At 67.2% G+C, this 18,359-nt stretch carries 16 protein-coding genes; 10 read left to right on the top strand and 6 right to left on the bottom strand.

Annotated elements, in window-relative coordinates:
• The first annotated feature begins 37 nt into the window (after positions 1–37).
• The 5 genes from polA to GS4_RS18660 all read left to right on the top strand — a co-directional run bounded on the left by polA (position 38) and on the right by GS4_RS18660 (position 6,692).
• Positions 38–2,791, top strand: coding sequence for a DNA polymerase I (gene polA / locus GS4_RS18680; protein WP_007623442.1), 2,754 nt, complete (start codon positions 38–40; stop codon positions 2,789–2,791).
• Entirely contained in the window at positions 2,791–3,885 is a 1,095-nt protein-coding gene (locus GS4_RS18675; protein WP_007623441.1) for an isocitrate/isopropylmalate dehydrogenase family protein, read from the top strand. The genes polA and GS4_RS18675 overlap by 1 nt, the downstream gene beginning before the upstream one ends.
• 150 nt (positions 3,886–4,035) lie before the next feature.
• Positions 4,036–4,944: an ABC transporter substrate-binding protein gene (locus GS4_RS18670; RefSeq protein WP_007623440.1), complete on the top strand. Its 909-nt coding sequence runs from the start codon at positions 4,036–4,038 to the stop codon at positions 4,942–4,944.
• 3 nt (positions 4,945–4,947) lie between these two features.
• Complete coding sequence (locus GS4_RS18665) at positions 4,948–5,922, top strand: amino acid ABC transporter permease (RefSeq protein ID WP_007623437.1); 975 nt, start codon at positions 4,948–4,950, stop codon at positions 5,920–5,922.
• Positions 5,923–5,939: 17 nt separating this feature from the next.
• On the top strand, positions 5,940–6,692 hold the full coding sequence (locus GS4_RS18660) for an amino acid ABC transporter ATP-binding protein (RefSeq protein ID WP_040511068.1): 753 nt from the start codon (positions 5,940–5,942) through the stop codon (positions 6,690–6,692).
• Positions 6,693–6,716: 24 nt separating this feature from the next.
• Here GS4_RS18660 and GS4_RS18655 read toward each other — a convergent pair whose 3' ends face one another.
• The 3 genes from GS4_RS18655 to GS4_RS18645 all read right to left on the bottom strand — a co-directional run bounded on the left by GS4_RS18655 (position 6,717) and on the right by GS4_RS18645 (position 8,783).
• Positions 6,717–7,115, bottom strand: a complete 399-nt coding sequence (locus tag GS4_RS18655; protein WP_007623434.1) for a VOC family protein — start codon at positions 7,113–7,115, stop codon at positions 6,717–6,719.
• A gap of 100 nt (positions 7,116–7,215) precedes the next feature.
• Positions 7,216–8,076: a class I SAM-dependent methyltransferase gene (locus GS4_RS18650; RefSeq protein ID WP_007623431.1), complete on the bottom strand. Its 861-nt coding sequence runs from the start codon at positions 8,074–8,076 to the stop codon at positions 7,216–7,218.
• Positions 8,077–8,204: 128 nt separating this feature from the next.
• On the bottom strand, positions 8,205–8,783 hold the full coding sequence (locus tag GS4_RS18645) for a 2'-5' RNA ligase family protein (RefSeq protein WP_007623429.1): 579 nt from the start codon (positions 8,781–8,783) through the stop codon (positions 8,205–8,207).
• A 319-nt stretch (positions 8,784–9,102) separates the two neighbouring features.
• Between GS4_RS18645 and rpsA the strand changes: the two genes are divergently transcribed.
• Positions 9,103–10,584 carry a 30S ribosomal protein S1 gene (rpsA, locus tag GS4_RS18640; protein WP_007623427.1) on the top strand — a complete coding sequence of 494 codons (1,482 nt, stop codon included), beginning with the start codon at positions 9,103–9,105 and terminating at the stop codon, positions 10,582–10,584.
• A 73-nt stretch (positions 10,585–10,657) separates the two neighbouring features.
• On the opposite strand, the gene GS4_RS18635 is transcribed toward rpsA, so the two are convergent.
• Both GS4_RS18635 and GS4_RS18630 read right to left on the bottom strand, forming a co-directional pair.
• Positions 10,658–11,203, bottom strand: a complete 546-nt coding sequence (locus GS4_RS18635; protein ID WP_007623425.1) for an SWIM zinc finger family protein — start codon at positions 11,201–11,203, stop codon at positions 10,658–10,660.
• Positions 11,200–12,960: a DEAD/DEAH box helicase gene (locus GS4_RS18630; RefSeq protein ID WP_007623424.1), complete on the bottom strand. Its 1,761-nt coding sequence runs from the start codon at positions 12,958–12,960 to the stop codon at positions 11,200–11,202. The genes GS4_RS18635 and GS4_RS18630 overlap by 4 nt, the downstream gene beginning before the upstream one ends.
• Positions 12,961–13,081: 121 nt before the next feature.
• Between GS4_RS18630 and aztD the strand changes: the two genes are divergently transcribed.
• The 3 genes from aztD to coaE all read left to right on the top strand — a co-directional run bounded on the left by aztD (position 13,082) and on the right by coaE (position 16,433).
• Complete coding sequence (aztD, locus tag GS4_RS18625; RefSeq protein ID WP_007623422.1) at positions 13,082–14,332, top strand: zinc metallochaperone AztD; 1,251 nt, start codon at positions 13,082–13,084, stop codon at positions 14,330–14,332.
• An 88-nt stretch (positions 14,333–14,420) separates the two neighbouring features.
• Entirely contained in the window at positions 14,421–15,224 is an 804-nt protein-coding gene (locus GS4_RS18620; protein ID WP_007623420.1) for a TetR/AcrR family transcriptional regulator C-terminal domain-containing protein, read from the top strand.
• Between the two features lie 21 nt (positions 15,225–15,245).
• On the top strand, positions 15,246–16,433 hold the full coding sequence (coaE, locus tag GS4_RS18615; RefSeq protein WP_040511065.1) for a dephospho-CoA kinase: 1,188 nt from the start codon (positions 15,246–15,248) through the stop codon (positions 16,431–16,433).
• A 68-nt stretch (positions 16,434–16,501) separates the two neighbouring features.
• Here the strand turns inward: coaE and GS4_RS18610 are convergent, their stop codons facing one another.
• Positions 16,502–17,041: a ribonuclease FAU-1 family protein gene (locus GS4_RS18610; protein WP_007623417.1), complete on the bottom strand. Its 540-nt coding sequence runs from the start codon at positions 17,039–17,041 to the stop codon at positions 16,502–16,504.
• 76 nt (positions 17,042–17,117) lie between these two features.
• Between GS4_RS18610 and GS4_RS18605 the strand changes: the two genes are divergently transcribed.
• Positions 17,118–18,359, top strand: a 1,242-nt coding sequence (locus tag GS4_RS18605; RefSeq protein ID WP_007623415.1) for a DEAD/DEAH box helicase family protein, incomplete at its 3' end; no start/stop codon positions are given.

Raw genomic sequence — 18,359 nt, 5'->3', positions numbered from 1 at the left:
CGTCCGGCTGTCGGGGTCGGTAACTAGACTCGCTCCCGTGAGTCCCGCGCAGAGCACGACAGTCAACAAGGCACCGGGCAGCAAGGGAGCGGGTGGGGAGTCGGCGCCCGTCCTGATGCTGCTGGACGGACACTCGCTGGCCTATCGGGCGTTCTTCGCCCTGCCCGCGGAGAACTTCAAGACCGCTTCCGGTCAGACGACCAACGCGGTCTATGGCTTCACCTCGATGCTGATCAACCTGCTCCGCGACGAGGGGCCAACCCACATCGCCGCGGCATTCGACGTCTCCCGGAAGACCTTCCGCTCGGAGATGTTCCCGGAGTACAAAGCGCAGCGGTCCAAGTCGCCCGACGAGTTCAACGGCCAGGTCGATCTCACCAAGGAGGTGCTCGATGCGCTGGGCATCCCGGTGATGGCGATCGAGGGCTACGAGGCCGACGACATCATCGCGACTCTCGCCACCGAGGCCGCCGAACAGGGCTACCGAGTTCTCATCGTCACCGGTGACCGCGACTCGCTCCAGCTGGTCACCGACACGGTGACCGTGCTCTACCCGCGCAAGGGTGTCTCCGACCTCACCCGCTTCACCCCCGAGGAGGTGGAGAAGAAGTACGGCCTGACCCCTCGTCAGTACCCCGACTACGCCGCGCTACGGGGTGACCCGAGCGACAACCTGCCGGGCATCCCGGGCGTCGGCGAGAAGACGGCGTCGAAGTGGATCCGTGAGTACGGCTCGCTGAGCGACCTCGTCGATCACGTCGACGAGGTCAAGGGCAAGGTCGGTGATGCCTTGCGTGCCCATCTCGCGTCCGTGCAGACCAATCGGCAATTGACCGAACTGGTCCGGGACATGCAGCTCCCGTCCGGTCCCGACGAGCTGGCGATGGTCGGCTGGGATCGTGATCGCATCCACCAGCTCTTCGACGACCTCGAGTTCCGCGTCCTCCGTGATCGCCTGTTCTCGACGCTCACCTCGGTCGAACCGGAAGCCGAGTCGGGGTTCGACCTCGACGGTCGTGCACTCGATCCGGGCGAGATCGGAGAGTGGCTCGCAACCCACACCACCACCGGGCGCGCCGGGGTCGCGGTGACGGCACCGCACGTCGTCGTCGGCGCCGATCCGACCGGCATCGCGATCGCGGCCGCCGACGGACAGTCGGCGTATCTCGACGTCTCGACCCTCACGCCCGACGACGAGATGGCACTGGCGACCTGGTTCGCCGACGCCGACGCCCCGAAGGCGTTCCACGAGGCGAAGTGGGCGATCCACGCGCTCCGCGCCCGCGGTTGGTCGCTGGCCGGTGTCACCAGCGACACGTCGTTGGCGGCCTACCTTGTCCGTCCCGGACAGCGCACCTTCAACCTCGACGATCTCGCGCTGCGCTATCTCCGCCGGGAGCTGCGTGCGGACGGCGGATCGACCGACGGTCAGCTATCGCTGCTGGACGAGGACGCCGGTGCCGCCCAGCAGGCCGAGCAGCAGATGCTGGAGGCACGCGCGGTGCAGGAACTGGCCGACACCCTCGATGCGGAGCTCGACCGCATCGACTCCAAGCCCCTGCTCACCGAGATGGAGCTCCCGCTGTCCTTCGTCCTCGCCGAGCTCGAGGCAGCCGGGATCGCCGTCGACGTCGACCACTTCGGCACGCTCGAGCGGAAGTTCGCCGAACGGATCCGCACCGCTGCCGATGCCGCATACGCGGTCATCGGCGAACAGATCAACCTGGGCTCACCCAAACAGCTGCAGACGATCCTCTTCGACAAGCTCGACATGCCGAAGACGAAGAAGACCAAGACCGGCTACACCACCGATGCCGATGCGCTGCAAGGTCTGTTCGAGAAGACCGAACATCCGTTTCTCGAACATCTTCTCGACCACCGCGATGCCACCCGCTTGAAGGTGACCGTCGACGGCCTGCTCAAGTCGGTCGCCGACGATGGGCGGATCCACACCACGTTCAACCAGACCGTCGCGGCCACCGGCCGACTCTCGTCGACCGAACCCAACCTGCAGAACATCCCCGTGCGCACCGAGGCGGGGCGCGAGATCCGGCAGGGCTTCGTGGTCGGGAGCGCGGTGGGCGGCGCGGACTTCGACTGCCTGATGACGGCGGACTACAGCCAGATCGAGATGCGGATCATGGCGCACCTGTCCGAGGATGCCGGCCTGATCGAGGCGTTCAACACGGGGGAGGACCTGCACAATTTCGTCGGGTCCCGAGCGTTCGGCGTGCCGATCGACCAGGTGACGACCGAGATGCGTCATCGCGTCAAGGCCATGTCGTACGGACTTGCGTACGGGCTCAGTGCCTTCGGTCTCGCGGCCCAGCTGAAGATCAGCCGGGACGAGGCCAAGGAGCAGATGGAGGCCTACTTCGCGCGGTTCGGAGGGGTGCGCGACTACCTCCACAACGTCGTCGACGAGGCGCGCCGCAACGAATACACGGCGACTCTGTTCGGCCGTCGGCGCTATCTGCCCGATCTCAACAGCGACAACTGGCAGCGACGACAGTCCGCGGAGCGCATGGCGTTGAACGCGCCCATCCAGGGGACCGCAGCCGACATCATCAAGGTCGCGATGATCAACGTGCAGAAGCGACTCGCGGCCGAGTCGCTCACCTCGCGAATGTTGCTCCAGGTCCACGACGAGCTCGTCGTGGAGGTCGCTCACGGCGAGCGGGAGGCCGTCGAGGCGGCCGTCCGGGACGAGATGGGAGCGGCCATCGCACTGTCGGTCCCGCTGGAGGTCTCGGTCGGCTTCGGCCGATCCTGGGACGACGCCGCCCATTGATGGACGCGACCCACGACGACCGATCGCAGCGGCACCGGATCGGTGTGTTGTTCGGCGACGGCATCGGTCCGGAGATCGTGCCTGCGGCCGTCGAGATCGCCGATCGTGCTGCGGCCCTGGAACACACCGGCTTCGACTGGGTCGAGGCGCCGTTGGGTCACGCAGCGATCGAACGATACGGCTCACCCGTTCCCGACGAGACCTTGTGTGTGCTCGATGAACTCGACGTGTGGATCATGGGTCCGCACGACTCTGCCTCCTACCCACCGGACGTCGGCGGCGGACATACCCCCGGGGCGATCGTGCGCACCCGCTACGACCTCTACGCCAACCTTCGGCCCTGCCGCGCGATACCCGGGGTGCGGGCCACCGCGCCGGACATCGACGTGTTGATCGTCCGTGAGAACAGCGAAGGCCTGTACGCGGATCGCAACATGGCACTCGGATCGGGCGAGTTCATGCCGACGCCCGACGTTGCTCTGTCGGTCGGGGTGATCACCCGCGCCGCGACCACACGGATCGCCCGCGAGGCCTTCCGGGCCGCATCCCGTCGTCGGCGCGCTGTGACGATCGTGCACAAGGCCAACGTGCTCCGGATGACCACGGGCCTGTTCCGCGACGTCTGTCGGGAGGTGGCCGAAGACTATCCCGAGGTCACGGTGACCGAGCAGCACATCGACGCGATGGCCGCGCACCTGGTGCGGCGGCCTGCCGATTTCGACGTCCTGGTCACCGAGAACCTCTTCGGCGACATCCTGTCCGACCTCGCCGCCGAACTCGCGGGATCGCTCGGTATCGCCGGGTCGGTCAACGCCTCAGCGACCACCGCGATGGCGCAGGCAGCTCACGGCGCCGCGCCGGACATCGCGGGACTCGGTGTCGCCGACCCGATCGCCGTCATCGCCTCCACCGCAATGGTGTTGCGCTGGTGGGCCGAACACGACGATCGTCGGTCGGCGCTCGAAGCCGTCGCCGACCGGATCGACGCCGCGATCGCGGCCACGGCCGCCGCCGGAGTCGTCACCGCAGATCTCGGTGGTGATGCCACCACCAGGCAGTTCACCGACCATGTGCTGTCGGAGCTGGGTCGGTGAACGCGACCGTCGCCTGGATCGCCGGAGTTAATCTCTGGTAACCAACGGGTGCGGCGGTTCGTGAACAAGTAAGTTTCAGGCGTGACGGTGCGCGGGTGCGCACCAGCCCTGCCGTGCGTGTCGGCGGGGAACGTACCGATGGGAAGTGTGATGCGTCTCTTGCGATCGTTCCGACTCGGCGGGCTCCTCGCCGTCGTCGCGGCGGCCCTCCTCGTGGTGGCCGGCTGCTCCAACAACGAAGAGTCCGAGACGGGCTCGGACATCTCTCCGACCACCGTCCAGGTGCCCAAGCAGGACGCGATCGCGGCGCAGTTGCCCGACAAGGTCAAGCAGTCCGGCCAGCTGATCGTCGGCGTCAACGTCCCGTACCAGCCGAACGAGTTCAAGGATTCCCAGGGCAACATCATCGGCTACGACGTCGACCTCCTGAACGCCGTCGGCCAGGTCCTCGGAGTGAAGCCGCAGTACAAGGAATCCGAGTTCGACAAGATCATCCCCGCGATCCAGCAGGGCACCTACGACGTCGGCATGTCGTCGTTCACCGACAGCAAGGAACGCGAGCAGCAGGTCGACTTCGTCACCTACTACAACGCGGGCGTGCAATGGGCCCAGCGTAAGGGCATCGCCATCGACCCGAACAACGCCTGCGGCAAGAAGGTCGCCGTCCAGGCCACCACTGTCGAGGACACCGACGAGGTGCCGGCCAAGAGCAAGGCGTGCACCGACGCGGGCAAGCCGGCGATCGAGAAGGTGAAGTTCGACAGCCAGGACGAGGCAGTCAACGCCCTGATCCTGGGCAAGGTCGACGCGATGTCGGCGGACTCCCCGGTCACCGCGTACGCCATCAAGAAGAGCAACGGCGACATCGAGCCGGCCGGCGGCGTCTTCGACTCGGCCCCGTATGGATACCCGGTCGCCAAGGGATCGTCGCTCGGCCCGGCCTTGCAGCAGGCGGTCCAGTACTTGATCGACAACGGCCAGTACAAAGCCATCGCCGACCACTGGGGTGTCGGTGCGGGCGCCATCCCGACATCGGTGATCAACGGGGCGGTCAGCTGACCCGTGGCACCATCGACCGGTCCGTCGGAACCCGTCTCCTGCGCACCCACGACCTCCGACCACGGGGACGTCGAACCGATCAAGGCGGTGCCGCTGCGGCATCCGGGACAGTGGATCGCCGCGGCGGTCGTCCTGATCCTCGTGGCGCTGTTCATCTACGGCGCGGCCACCAACGGCGCATACCGCTGGAGTACATACGCCAAGTACCTGTTCGACACCCGGATACTCGAGGGTGTCGGGTACACGCTCGCGCTGACCGTGCTGGCGATGGCCATCGCAATCGTGCTCGGCGTGTTGTTGGCGATCATGCGCCTGTCACCCAATCCGGTGCTGCGGTACACGGCCTGGGTGTATCTGTGGATCTTCCGCGGGACGCCGGTGTACGTGCAGCTGGTGTTCTGGGGACTGTTCCCGTCGATCTACAAGCGGATCGACCTGGGCATCCCGTTCGTCCACCAGTTCGCGCATTTCGACATCCAGGCGCTCAACGCCGCATTCTTGTTCGCCGTCATCGGATTGGGGCTCAACGAGGCCGCATACATGGCGGAGATCGTGCGGGCGGGTGTCTCCTCCGTCGGTGAGGGACAGAGCGAGGCATCGGTCGCATTGGGTATGTCCTGGACCCAGACGATGCGCCGGACGGTTCTGCCGCAGGCGATGCGGGTCATCATCCCACCCACCGGCAACGAGCTAATCAGCATGCTGAAGACGACGAGCCTCGTGGCGGCCGTTCCGTTCAGTCTCGAGTTGTACGGTCGTGCCAGAGACATCTCGGGCGTGAACTTCCAGCCGATCCCGCTGTTGATGGTGGCCTCGACCTGGTACCTGGTGGTCACCAGTGTGCTGATGGTCGGGCAGTACTACCTCGAGCGGTACTACGCGAAGGGCTCCAGCCGGATGTTGACCGGACGGCAGTTGCGAGCCTTGGCCGAGGCACAGAGCAAGGGCGCGCCGCAAGCAGGAGGAGGCCCGGCGTGACCGCAGTGACACAACCGATGGTTCGCGCGGAGCAGGTGCGCAAGAACTTCGGCGCGCTCGAGGTGCTCAAGGGGATCTCGCTCGAGGTCGACCGTGGTGAGGTGCTGTGCTTGATCGGGCCGTCGGGTTCGGGCAAGTCGACCTTCCTGCGCTGTGTGAACCACCTGGAGGTGGTGAACGCCGGCCGCCTGTACGTCGACGGTGACCTCATCGGATACCGGGAACGTAACGGCAAGCTGCACGAGATGAGCCCCAAGGACGCCGCGAAACAGCGTCGCGACATCGGCATGGTCTTCCAGCACTTCAATCTGTTCCCGCATCGCACGGCGCTCGAGAACGTCATCGAGGCGCCGATCCAGGTGAAGAAGCAGTCGCGTGCGGAGGCGACCGAGCGGGCGCGCACTCTGTTGGACCGGGTCGGCTTGGCGGACAAGGCGAATGCCTATCCGGCGCAACTGTCCGGCGGTCAGCAGCAGCGCGTCGCAATCGCCCGCGCCCTCGCGATGGACCCCAAGTTGATGCTGTTCGACGAACCGACATCGGCCCTCGACCCCGAGCTCGTGGGAGAGGTCCTCGGCGTCATGCGTGAACTCGCCGCGTCGGGGATGACGATGATCGTGGTCACCCACGAGATCGGTTTCGCCCGCGAGGTCGCCGATCACCTGGCGTTCATGGACGGTGGCGTCGTGGTCGAGAGCGGGAACCCGCGTGAGGTGCTCGCCGACCCGAAGCACGAGCGCACCAAGGGTTTCCTCTCGAAGCTGCTGTGATCTGGTGCCGGCCCGGCCGGCTCCCTAGGTGGTCTGTCGGGCCCGTGCCTCGGCGCTGATCGGCGTGAACAGGTTCACGAGGGTTCCGTCCGGATCGCGCAGCAGCAGTGAGCGGTTGCCCCACGGCATCGTGGTCGGCTCCCGGACGAAGGCACGTCCGGACGCGCGAAGACGCTCGAACTCGGCGTCGACGTCATCGACCTCGAACTCGATGATGGCCGAGCGGTTCTCCGCCGGACGGGCCGATCCCTCGCCGAAGAGAGCCACCGTCGGGGTGCCGCCGATCGCGAGTGTGCCGCCGGGCACGGGCACCTCCGCGAAGTCCGAGGTCCATCGGCGCGCGGTCACCCCGGTGAGGTCCTCGTAGAAGGCGGCCATGGCCTCGACGTCGTCGGTGATCACACGCACGGAAGCGAATCGCATTTGTGGGTCCTTTGCATCGACGTCGGCGAACCGCTTGCCGACTCCCACGACGCTATGGGCGATTCAGGTCGACGACGGTCCGCATTGCGGCCGACAGGGGTCATCTCGTCGGGACCGAGCAACAGAAGATCGCCGTGCCCGGCAGGATGCTCCCGCGCAGGGGGCTCCATTGGCCCCACTCGCGCTCGAATCCCTCGGGCCACTCAGGCTCGACGATGTCGTCGAGGACGAGTCCGGCCGCGCGGATCTCTCGGACGCGGTCGCCGAGGGTGCGATGGTGTTCGACGTAGGTGAGTACGCCGTCCTCGTCCGCCTCGGTGTACGGGGTCCGATTGAAGTAGGGGATCGACGCGATCAGCCCCTCGGGTCCGGGATCGTCCGGAAAAGCCCACCTGATCGGGTGGTTCACCGCGAACACCCAGCGGCCGCCCGGGCGCACGACCCTCGCGGCCTCGGCCATCACGCGTGCCGAATCGGCGACGAAGGGCACCGCTCCGAACGCTGAACACGCGATGTCGAACGAGTCGTCGGCGAAGGGCAGATGCTCGGCGCCGGCCTGCACCAGCGGGACCCGTACCCCATCGGCTGACATCGCGGCGACACCGCGAGCGAGCATCGCGCGGGAGAGGTCGAGCCCGACCGGGCGTGCACCCTGACGGATGAGCCAGCGTGAACACGGCGCCGACCCGCATCCGATCTCCAGGACGTCGCGGTCGGTGACATCGCCGAGCAGGTGTGCAGACGACTCGCGTAAGCCCTCCGGGCACCACACGAAGTCGCCGCCGGGGGAGTCGGCGCCGAGGAAGTCGCCGTGTTCGTCGTGATAGGCAGCGGCATCGGAATCCCACCACGCGCGGTTGGCGGTTTCGCTGACCTGCGAGCCGACGTCCCCGAGCAGGCGCGGGATGCGAGCCTCCGCGTCGTCGGACGGTCGGTGTTCGTCGTCGATACCGGGTGCCACGTCACCTGATCCTAGGGGCAGTACTCCGATTGTCGGAGCGGGTTCTCGGGCCGGCGACGGCTCGCGGTGTGCAGGTCACGAGAGCTGTTGTCCCGCAGCGGTGTCACGGCCATCGGCCCGCGGCTCCCTCAGCAGGCCCGTCCCGGCCACACGTGGTCGACCCGCTCGTCGCCGTCCCATCTACGCATGGCGACGAACCGCGCGGCGATGTCCCCGGTCGTCGTCGCATCGCCGCCGGTGTCGAGGACCGAGAGCGCCGCCGAGAGTTGGTCCGCGGTCAGTCGGCGGGCGAGCGTAACGTGCGGCGTCCAGGCACCCGGGGTCGTGTGTTCGAATGCGCCGTCGGTGCTCACAGGCCCGGTCGCGTGGGCGAGGTGGTCGCGGGCGACGCGAGAGACCTGCGCGTGCAGGGACAGCAACTCTGCCGACGGCACCACGAGTCGGGCGAGGACGCGCCGCTCGCCCCGTCCGAAGACGATCGGCGCGCCGACGATCGCGGAGATCGGCAGACGCTGTGTCGCGGGCACGAGCGCGGCGTCGACGGACGGCGAGATCCGGCGAGCGGCGAGCAAGGTCACGTGCGGCCGGTTGGTCGGTGACGTGTTGGTGACCAGGCTGGGGAGCCCGGCCGCGGTCAGCGCCGACCACTGATCGCGAATTGCCTGTTCAGAGTGGTCGTCGAGGAGCAGTTCGAGCGAGTGTGCCATCGGGGGTCCTCGGATCTCGGCGACGGCTGGGCGAGGCGGATCGGCGATCCCTCACCGTCGCGCGGTGCCGTCTCCGCGTCGTCTACGGCTGTTGTCGTCTGCTCGGCGGACCGGACCGGGAGGCATTTGCCCAGCGCAATGGCGTTGGAGTACGCTTGCTCACGCGCGTGCGCTCGATATCGCGTGGTTCTGCATGCCCTCGGTACGAGGGTCGTCACCTGGATGTTCGCACTCCCGGTGCTGATCCGGCCGATCGGTCGTGTCGTACCGACAAACCCGAACTGTACCTACTAGTCAGCTGTCCGGAGCAACTCAACATATGCCGCCCACCACCATCACCTCCTCGCCTCAAGTAGCCGTCAACGACATCGGCTCGGCGGAGGACTTCCTCGCCGCCATCGACTCCACGATCAAGTACTTCAACGATGGCGACATCGTCGAAGGCACCATCGTCAAGGTCGACCGCGACGAGGTCCTGCTCGACATCGGCTACAAGACCGAAGGTGTCATCCCTTCTCGCGAACTGTCGATCAAGCACGACGTGGACCCCAACGAGGTCGTCAACGTCGGTGACGAGGTCGAGGCCCTGGTCCTCACCAAGGAGGACAAGGAAGGCCGCCTCATCCTGTCCAAGAAGCGCGCTCAGTACGAGCGTGCCTGGGGCACCATCGAGCAGCTCAAGGAGAAGGACGAGGCCGTCAAGGGCACCGTCATCGAGGTCGTCAAGGGCGGCCTCATCCTGGACATCGGGCTCCGCGGCTTCCTCCCCGCCTCGCTGGTCGAGATGCGTCGCGTCCGCGACCTCCAGCCGTACATCGGCAAGGAGATCGAGGCCAAGATCATCGAGCTCGACAAGAACCGCAACAACGTGGTCCTGTCGCGTCGTGCATGGCTCGAGCAGACCCAGTCCGAGGTCCGCAGCGAGTTCCTGCACCAGCTGCAGAAGGGCCAGGTCCGCAAGGGCGTCGTGTCCTCCATCGTCAACTTCGGTGCGTTCGTCGATCTCGGCGGCGTTGACGGTCTGGTCCACGTCTCCGAGCTGTCCTGGAAGCACATCGACCATCCGTCCGAGGTCGTGGCAGTCGGTGACGAGGTCACCGTCGAGGTCCTCGACGTCGATCTGGATCGCGAGCGCGTCTCGCTGTCGCTGAAGGCGACCCAGGAAGATCCGTGGCGTCAGTTCGCCCGGACCCACGCCATCGGCCAGATCGTGCCCGGCAAGGTCACCAAGCTGGTGCCCTTCGGTGCGTTCGTCCGTGTCGAAGAGGGCATCGAGGGCCTGGTGCACATCTCGGAGCTGGCCGAGCGCCACGTCGAGGTGCCCGACCAGGTCGTGTCCGTCGGCGACGATGCGCTGGTCAAGGTCATCGACATCGACCTCGAGCGTCGTCGGATCTCGCTGAGCCTCAAGCAGGCCAACGAGGACTACACCGAGGAGTTCGACCCGTCGAAGTACGGCATGGCCGACAGCTACGACGAGCAGGGGAACTACATCTTCCCCGAGGGCTTCGACGCCGACACCAACGAGTGGCTCGAAGGCTTCGAGACGCAGCGTGAGGCATGGGAGGCCCGGTACGCCGAGGCCGAGCGTCGCCACAAGCTGCACACCGCACAGATCGAGAAGTTCGCGGCTGCGGCCGCCGAGGCCGACAAGGCCCCGTCGGACTACTCGTCTGCGTCGGAGGGTCGCGGTGGCTCGTCCACCTCGTCGTCTTCCTCGTCGTCGTCCAGCGGCGGCGGATCGCTCGCCAGCGACGAGCAGCTCGCTGCTCTGCGCGAGAAGCTGTCCGGCAACGCCTGACATCTGATCTGACAACCGAATGGCCCCTCTCCCACGGAGAGGGGCCATTCGGCGTATCAGGCACGATGGCGTATCAGGACCAGTAGTGCCCGACGTCCACGGCAGACAACGGAATCCACCTCGGCGGCGGGCCGTCGTCGGTGGGTGTGTCCCGAGGGGCGGAGTAGTCCTGCAGCGCCAGGGCGAGGTGAGGCTGCTCGTCCACCGCACGGGAGAGTGCGTACAGGGTGGCCAGGACGTGGAGGCAGCGGTCGGTCCGGGCCGTGCACGAGCAGTCCGCGGCGTCCAGGACGATGGTCGGAGACCGACCGGCCGCGGTCGATGCACGGTATGCCTCGTCGTCGGGGTCGGTGCGCGCACCGAGGAGCTCGCGAAGTGTCGCGGCGACGGCCGGCGACATCGGGACGAACTCGATCTGCGTCACCGAGGCCTCACCGCCGCGATGGACGCGTGCGCCGACGACGCGACCGTCGACATCGAGTGTGACGCCGCCGTTGCGGGCGAGGCTGCGAGCCCGCGGTAGCAGCGGGTCGGGTCGCCGAGTGGACAGCGGCTCGGCGAGTCGCACGATGTCGGCGCCCCAGAGCGTGTAGCCGAATTCTGCTGTGGCGCCAGTCATCGGTCACCTCGCGAACGTTCCAGGATCTCGATCAGTCGTCGATCACTCATCGCCGCCAGCTCGGCGATCATCGAGTTGTCCCCGGCGTGCGTCCCGATCGCGGACTTCCGGACGTGCATCGTCGCGATGTGCTCCTCCACCGTCGTGGCGGTGGTCAGGGTCGTGATCGTCACCGGGCGTCGTTGGCCGATACGATGCACCCGGTCCGATGCCTGCGACTCGACTGCGGGGTTCCACCATCTGTCGAAGTGGATGACATCGCACGCCCGCGTGAGCGTGAGCCCGACACCGCCCGCCTTGAGGCTCATGATCATCACCGGTGCGGTCGTACCGGCCTGGAAGCCGTCGACCATCTGCTCGCGTATCGCGGCGACGAGACCGCCGTGATAGAAGGGGATGTCCAGTGCGAGGTGCCCGGTGAGGTGGCGCCGCAACAGTTCCCCGGTCTTCCGATACTGCGTGAACACCAGGGTCGGCGCATCGCGGTCCATGTTGTCGCGCAGGACGTCCGTGCAGATGTCCAGCTTTCCGGATCGCCCGGCGGTCTCCGCAGAATCGCCGGTCACGAGCGCCGGGTGATTGCAGATCTGCTTGAGCCGGGTCAGCGTTGCCAGAATCCGGCCGTGTCGCCCGACGCCGGTCCCGAACCCGTCGTCGGTGATCGCAGCGAGATGGCGATCGTAGAGGTCGGCCTGCTCCGCGGTGAGGTCGCACAGCACCGGGTTGTCGATCTTGGGCGGGAGTGCAGAAGCAACCTGGGTCTTGCTGCGCGCCAGCATCACCGGGGCCACTGCCACCCGTAGGCGGTCGACGGCACCGGCATCACCCGCGGCGACGGCCTTGCTGAACCGCCGTCGGAACACCGCCCGATGTGGGAACAGGCGGGGTGTCACGGCGCGCAGGATCGCCCAGAGCTCGTCCAGATCGTTCTCCACCGGTGTCCCGGTCAGGGCGACCCGGGCCTCGGCCGACACGTCACGAGCCGCTCGGGCGACCTGGGTCCGGGGGTTCTTGAGCGCGTGCGCCTCGTCGAAGACCACAGTGGCCCAGGTGACGTCGTCGTCCCGCGTGACGTCGACAGACTGCGTGGCATGGTCACCGCGCGATCTGGTCCGGAGGATCGGGTACGAGATCACCACGACCACACCCTTGCCGCGTTCCGACGGATCGGTCGTCGGTGTGAGTTCCGGTGCGAATCGCGAGATCTCCCGAATCCAGTTGCTGATCAAACTCTTCGGGCAGACGACCAGCTGCGGTCCGTCTCCGCCCCGTAGCCGGAGGAGTCCGATCGCCTGGAGCGTCTTCCCGAGCCCCATCTCGTCGGCGAGCAGCGCGCCTCCGTGGACGTCGACGGTCTCGGCGAGCCATTGGATTCCACGAATCTGATAGGGGCGCGGGCGGACCGGGTCCGGCCATCGCAGATCGCTCTCCAATTCCGACGTCGCGTCGAAGACATGCATGGCGTGAGCGGGGGAGGTGATCGCGGTGCCGGTCGGGTCGACCTCGGCATAGGCGGCCACGGGCAGAGCTGCGGGCGCACCACCGCCGCCTTCGACGGCACGGTTCCGCCATGCCAGCAGAGACGGCGACGAGATCACGTCGAGCGTGCGGAGCCCCTCGGTGTCGACGAGGTCGCACGCGATGCTCCGGACCGTGAGGTCGGGGCCATCGGGTACGGCGATGCGGAAGCGATGGGGTCTGTTCGGGTCGTCCTCGTGGTGCGACGACCAGAGAGCGAACAGGTGGAGGTCGGACAAGTACGTGGCTTGCGTGCTCAGGGCTACCCCGTTCGGTCGGCGAATCAGCCATCGTACACCGTACGTAATTAAAGTCGAGTACGCGGCGATTCATGCCCTGTTGACAATAATTTTCAACAACATGTTGACTCTTCGGGTGCAACGAATTCGGACAAATCTGAAGAAGACGGTCGCGCTCGTCGCGGTGCTCCCTGCTGCCCTGGTGGCCTGCGGTACCGACGCGACCGACGATTCCGCAGCCGCGTCGAGCAGCGCCGCGGCTGCGGTGGAACAGCAGAGCGCCACACCCCGGCTGGCCCTCAGCTACGACGGTGGCGTGCTGGTGGTCGACGCCGAGAACCTCGAGCAGGTCGCCGACCTCCCCATGGAGGGGTTCATCCGTCTGAACAGCGCGGACAACGGCCGCCACGCGTTCGTCTCCGAGTCCGAGGGCTTCCGCGTCCTGGATCTGGGGACCTGGACCCGTCAGCACGGCGATCACGGCCACCACTACACCTCGACTCCGGCCCTGACCGACATGCGATTCGGCGGTGCCGAGCCGGGCCACGTGGTGCCGCACGACTCGCGGATCACCTTGTTCAGCGACGGGACCGGCGAGGTCGACGTCGTCGAACCGGCCGAACTGCTACGCGGCAACGCCAAGGCCGCCAGCTTCACCGTCCCCGAGCCACACCACGGGGTCGCCGTAGCGCGGGCCGATGGCTCCACCGTTGTGACGGTGGGCAACGAGGAGAGTCGCACCGGCATCGCGATCCTCGACCGGAACCGCAAGGAGATCGCGCGCAGTGCCGAGTGCCCAGCCGTCCACGGTGAGGCGGCCGCGGCGGACGGTGTGCTCACCTTCGGGTGCCAGGACGGCATCCTGATCGTGCGCGGCAACGAGATCCGCAAGATCGCTAGCCCGGACGGCTACGGCCGGATCGGCAACCAAGCAGGCTCGGAGGCCTCACCGATCGTTCTCGGCGACTACAAGACCGACGAGAACGCCGACCTGGAGCGCCCGAACCGCTTCTCACTGACCGACACCCGGACCGGACAGCTGCGCATCGTGCCATTCCCGGCGAGCTACAGTTTCCGGTCGCTGGATCGTGGATCGGCGGGGGAGGCCGTCATCCTGGGAACCGACGGCGCGCTGTACGTGATCGATCCGGCGACCGCTCAGGTGACTGCGCGCCACCAGGTCATCGGCGCATGGACCGAACCCGACGAGTGGCAGTCGGCGATGCCCAATCTGCATGTGCAGGAAGGGATCGCCTACGTGAGCGATCCGGCGGCGAAGAGCCTGACGGCGGTCGATCTGCGGACCGGTGAGAAGAAGGCATCGGCGACCCTGCCGCACCCGACCATCGAGCTGACCGGAGTCACCGGCTGAGTTCTCACCCGCGTCTCACCCGACCCAGCGCCTCGCCCACACCCGGTGTCCTCCGGGGCGGGCGAGGCGTTGGTCGTAGGCTCGAGTCGTGACCAGCGATCCCGACCGGACCTCCGACGACGACCTGCGTCGGATCGTCCGGCTGCTGTGGCGCCACACGATCGTCGATGACGACCACGGACCGGGTGCGCGGGGTCGGCGGGGACCGCGCCCGCGGGTCAGCGTCGACGAGGTCGTGGCCGCGGCGATCGCGATCGCCGATCGGGACGGCTTGTCGAAGGTCTCCATCCGCGGCGTGGCCGACGACCTCGGGCTCGGACCGATGAGCCTGTACACCTACGTCCCCAGCAAGGACGCACTGACCGCCCTCATGGTCGACGAGGTTGCGGCCGAAGACGATCCGATCGACATGTCGGCACCTCTGCGAGACCGGATGGCGGCGATCGCACACCAGTTCCGCGACGAAGCGGTGCGACACCCGTGGCTCCTCGACGTGGCCATGTGGCGACCGTCGATCGGACCCCACCTCTCTGCTCGGTACGAGCGGCACCTGGCTGCCGTCGACGGCGTGGGTCTCGACGACCTCGACATGGACAGCGTGGTGGCCGTCCTGCAGGCCTTCGCGACGGGGAACGCGCGGGTGCGGATCGAGGCCGAGCGCACCCGTGCGGCCAGCGGCACCACCGACCTCGAGTGGTGGGAGGCGGTGGCGCCGATCCTGGGCGAGGTGATGCCTGCCGACGCATTCCCGCTCGGCAACCGGGTCGGCAGTGCGGTGGGTGAGCGGTTCCAGGCTCCCGGCGACGCCGACGTCGCCTTCGAATTCGGTCTTGAACGTCTCCTCGACGGCATCGAGCGACAGATGGGGCACGGTACCGACGCACGGCGGTGAGGCGTTTGCCACACTGGTCGGGTGATCAGGCTGGGGTTGTCCGGAGGTATCGGCGCAGGGAAATCGACTGTTGCGAAGGCATTCGCCGAGCGTGGTGGGCATCTGGTGGATGCCGACCGCATCGCGCGCGAAGTGGTGGAGCCAGGCACCCCTGGTCTCGCTGCCCTCGTCGAGGCGTTCGGCGAATCGATCCTGGCCGACGACGGTTCCCTTGATCGACCGGCGCTGGCGGCCAAGGCATTCGCCGACGAGGAGTCGCGACAGACGCTGAACTCCATCACCCACCCCCTGGTCGGGGCGCGCACCCAGGAGCTCGTCGAGGCCGCACCCGACGACGCGATCGTCATCCAGGACATCCCCCTTCTCGTCGAGGGCAATCTGGCGCCGCTGTTCCACCTCGTCGTGATCGTGCACGCCGACGAGCGGGTTCGACTCGAGCGACTGACGTCGCTGCGCGGGATGGATGCGAACGACGCCCGGGCTCGGATCGCTGCGCAGGCGAGTGTCGAGCAGCGCCGCGCGGTCGCCGATGTCTGGCTGGACAACTCCGGGGATCCGCAGACCCTCGAAGGTGCTGCTGCGCAGTTGTGGACCGATCGGCTGGTGCCCTTCGAGCGCAACGTGCGCGAACGCCGCCCCGCGGCAGTTCCCCTCGAGCTCACGGACCCGGACCCGGAGTGGGGCGCGATCGCCGACCGGTTGGTCGCACGCCTGTGGGTGCTGGCCGGCGACCGAGCCGTCGCCATCGACCACGTGGGCTCGACGGCTGTCCCGGATCTCCTCGCGAAGCCTGTCATCGACATCCAGATCACCGTGGCCGATCTCGAGGACACCGCCTCGCTGTCCGAGGCGTTGACCGTCGGTGGATTCCCGCAGGTCACGAGTATCGACCGGGACAACGCGAAGCCCGAGCCGGCCATCGGTGGTACGGATGAGACGCGGTGGCGCAAGCGGTTCCACGCATCAGCCGACCCGGGTCGGCCGGCCAACATCCACATTCGCGCCGCGGGCAGCCCGGGGCAGGCATTCGCACTGGACTTCCGTGACTGGCTACGGTCGGACCCGTCCGCGCGAGCCGAATACGCGGAGGTCAAACGGACCGCGCTGGCCGCGAGCGACGGCGACCCGGACCGCTATGTGGAGGCCAAGGAACCATGGTTCGACGCCGCCCATCGCCGGGTCGCGGACTGGAAGGCGTCGACGACCTGACTGGTGGCCACGACCGTGCGCTGCGCATCCGCGGGTTCGGGCGACAACCCGCACGGGCGGGTCGCCTGTCAGGGGACCGCCGGGGCGCGGGGGCGATCGAGCCAGAACACCGGACCTCCGCACTCCCGCTCGAGCCAGCGCTGGACGTCGTGGCCGCATTCGGCGGCGCCCACCAGAGCCCGGGTGGCGATGCCCACCGCGGTCTCGGCGTCGGCGGCGGAGAGTTCGTCGGCGCCGACCGCCTCCAGGAGGTCGTCGACATCGATCAGCCGTAGCGGCGAACCAGGGTGGTCGACCAGGTCGAGGTACCAGTCGACCGCATGCCAGCGACCGTCCTCGTCCGGTCCGCTGAACTCGCCGATGTCGAGATAGAGGCGCTGACCCGCGCGGTAGCCGTCGAGGTAGTGGAAGATGTTGGCGCGGAGACCGAGCTCGGGGATCAGCCACGATTCCAGGCGTTCGAACCGTGGGTGGTCCGCGGTGCGGTTCATGTACAGCCCGTACGGCGTGACCTCGTAGGCCTCGACGGTGCGCACGAACCCCTTGTTGTCGATGTTGACGCCGGCGGCCACATCGAAGACCTCGCGTTTGGGGGGATGGGCTGTCACCCGCCGACAGTATCGGTTGCGGTGGGCCCGCGCTCGCGGGAACACGATTGTCGGAGGGCGCGTTTACCCTGGAAACATGGCTTTTGCAGCAGAGCACCCTGTTCTCGCGCATTCCGAGTTCCGTCCGATCGGGGAGATCGAGCGCTCCGATGCGCGACTCGAGGTCGTCAGCGAGTACGAACCCGCGGGTGACCAGCCGGCCGCCATCGACGATCTGGAACGCCGCATCAGCGCGGGCGAGAAGGACATCGTCCTGCTCGGCGCCACCGGTACCGGCAAGTCGGCGACCACCGCGTGGCTCATCGAACGCGTCCAGCGGCCGACCCTGGTGATGGCGCCGAACAAGACGCTGGCCGCGCAGTTGGCCAACGAACTCCGGGAGATGTTGCCCAACAACGCTGTCGAGTACTTCGTCTCGTACTACGACTACTACCAACCCGAGGCGTACATCGCCCAGACCGACACCTACATCGAGAAGGACTCGTCCATCAACGACGACGTCGAGCGTCTGCGACACTCCGCGACCTCGAGTCTGCTCTCGCGACGCGACGTGGTCGTGGTGGCCTCCGTCTCCTGCATCTACGGCCTCGGTACGCCGCAGTCCTACCTGGACCGGTCGGTCGAGCTCGCCGTGGGCGACCAGATCGATCGCGACGCGCTGCTCCGACTGTTGGTCGATGTGCAGTACACCCGCAACGACATGTCGTTCACGCGCGGCAGTTTCCGCGTGCGTGGCGACACCGTGGAGATCATCCCGTCGTACGAGGAGCTCGCGGTCCGGATCGAGTTCTTCGGCGACGAGGTGGAGTCGCTCTACTATCTGCATCCGCTGACCGGCGACGTCGTCCGACAGGTCGACAACCTCCGCATCTTCCCCGCGACGCACTACGTCGCCGGGCCGGAGCGGATGGAACGGGCGATGAAGAGCATCGAGGACGAACTCGAGCAGCGGCTGGCTGACCTCGAGGGGAAGGGAAAGCTCCTCGAGGCGCAGCGGCTGCGGATGCGCACGTCCTACGACCTGGAGATGATGCGCCAGGTGGGGTTCTGTTCGGGCATCGAGAACTACTCGCGGCACATCGACGGACGTGCGGCGGGTAGCGCTCCGGCAACCCTCATCGACTACTTCCCGGAGGACTTCCTCCTCGTGATCGACGAGTCGCATGTGACGGTCCCGCAGATCGGCGGCATGTACGAGGGCGACATGTCGCGTAAGCGCAATCTGGTCGACTACGGGTTCCGGCTGCCTTCAGCGGTCGACAACCGTCCACTGACCTGGGACGAGTTCGTGGATCGGATCGGGCAGACCGTCTACCTG

The organism is Gordonia soli NBRC 108243, assembly GCF_000334455.1.
In the GTDB taxonomy this organism is placed as follows: Bacteria; Actinomycetota; Actinomycetes; order Mycobacteriales; family Mycobacteriaceae; genus Gordonia; species Gordonia soli.
The sequence above is the reverse complement of the archived record's forward strand: the minus strand, read 5'-3'. Positions and strand labels throughout refer to the sequence as shown.

Excerpts from the sequence above, each read along its gene's own strand:
- aztD (WP_007623422.1), top strand. The coding sequence starts at position 13,082 with ATGTTGACTCTTCGGGTGCAACGAATTCGGACAAATCTGAAGAAGACG.
- GS4_RS18660 (WP_040511068.1), top strand. The coding sequence starts at position 5,940 with ATGGTTCGCGCGGAGCAGGTGCGCAAGAACTTCGGCGCGCTCGAGGTG.
- GS4_RS18655 (WP_007623434.1), bottom strand. The coding sequence starts at position 7,115 with ATGCGATTCGCTTCCGTGCGTGTGATCACCGACGACGTCGAGGCCATG.
- GS4_RS18670 (WP_007623440.1), top strand. The coding sequence starts at position 4,036 with ATGCGTCTCTTGCGATCGTTCCGACTCGGCGGGCTCCTCGCCGTCGTC.
- GS4_RS18645 (WP_007623429.1), bottom strand. The coding sequence starts at position 8,783 with ATGGCACACTCGCTCGAACTGCTCCTCGACGACCACTCTGAACAGGCA.
- GS4_RS18675 (WP_007623441.1), top strand. The coding sequence starts at position 2,791 with ATGGACGCGACCCACGACGACCGATCGCAGCGGCACCGGATCGGTGTG.
- GS4_RS18635 (WP_007623425.1), bottom strand. The coding sequence starts at position 11,203 with ATGACTGGCGCCACAGCAGAATTCGGCTACACGCTCTGGGGCGCCGAC.
- rpsA (WP_007623427.1), top strand. The coding sequence starts at position 9,103 with ATGCCGCCCACCACCATCACCTCCTCGCCTCAAGTAGCCGTCAACGAC.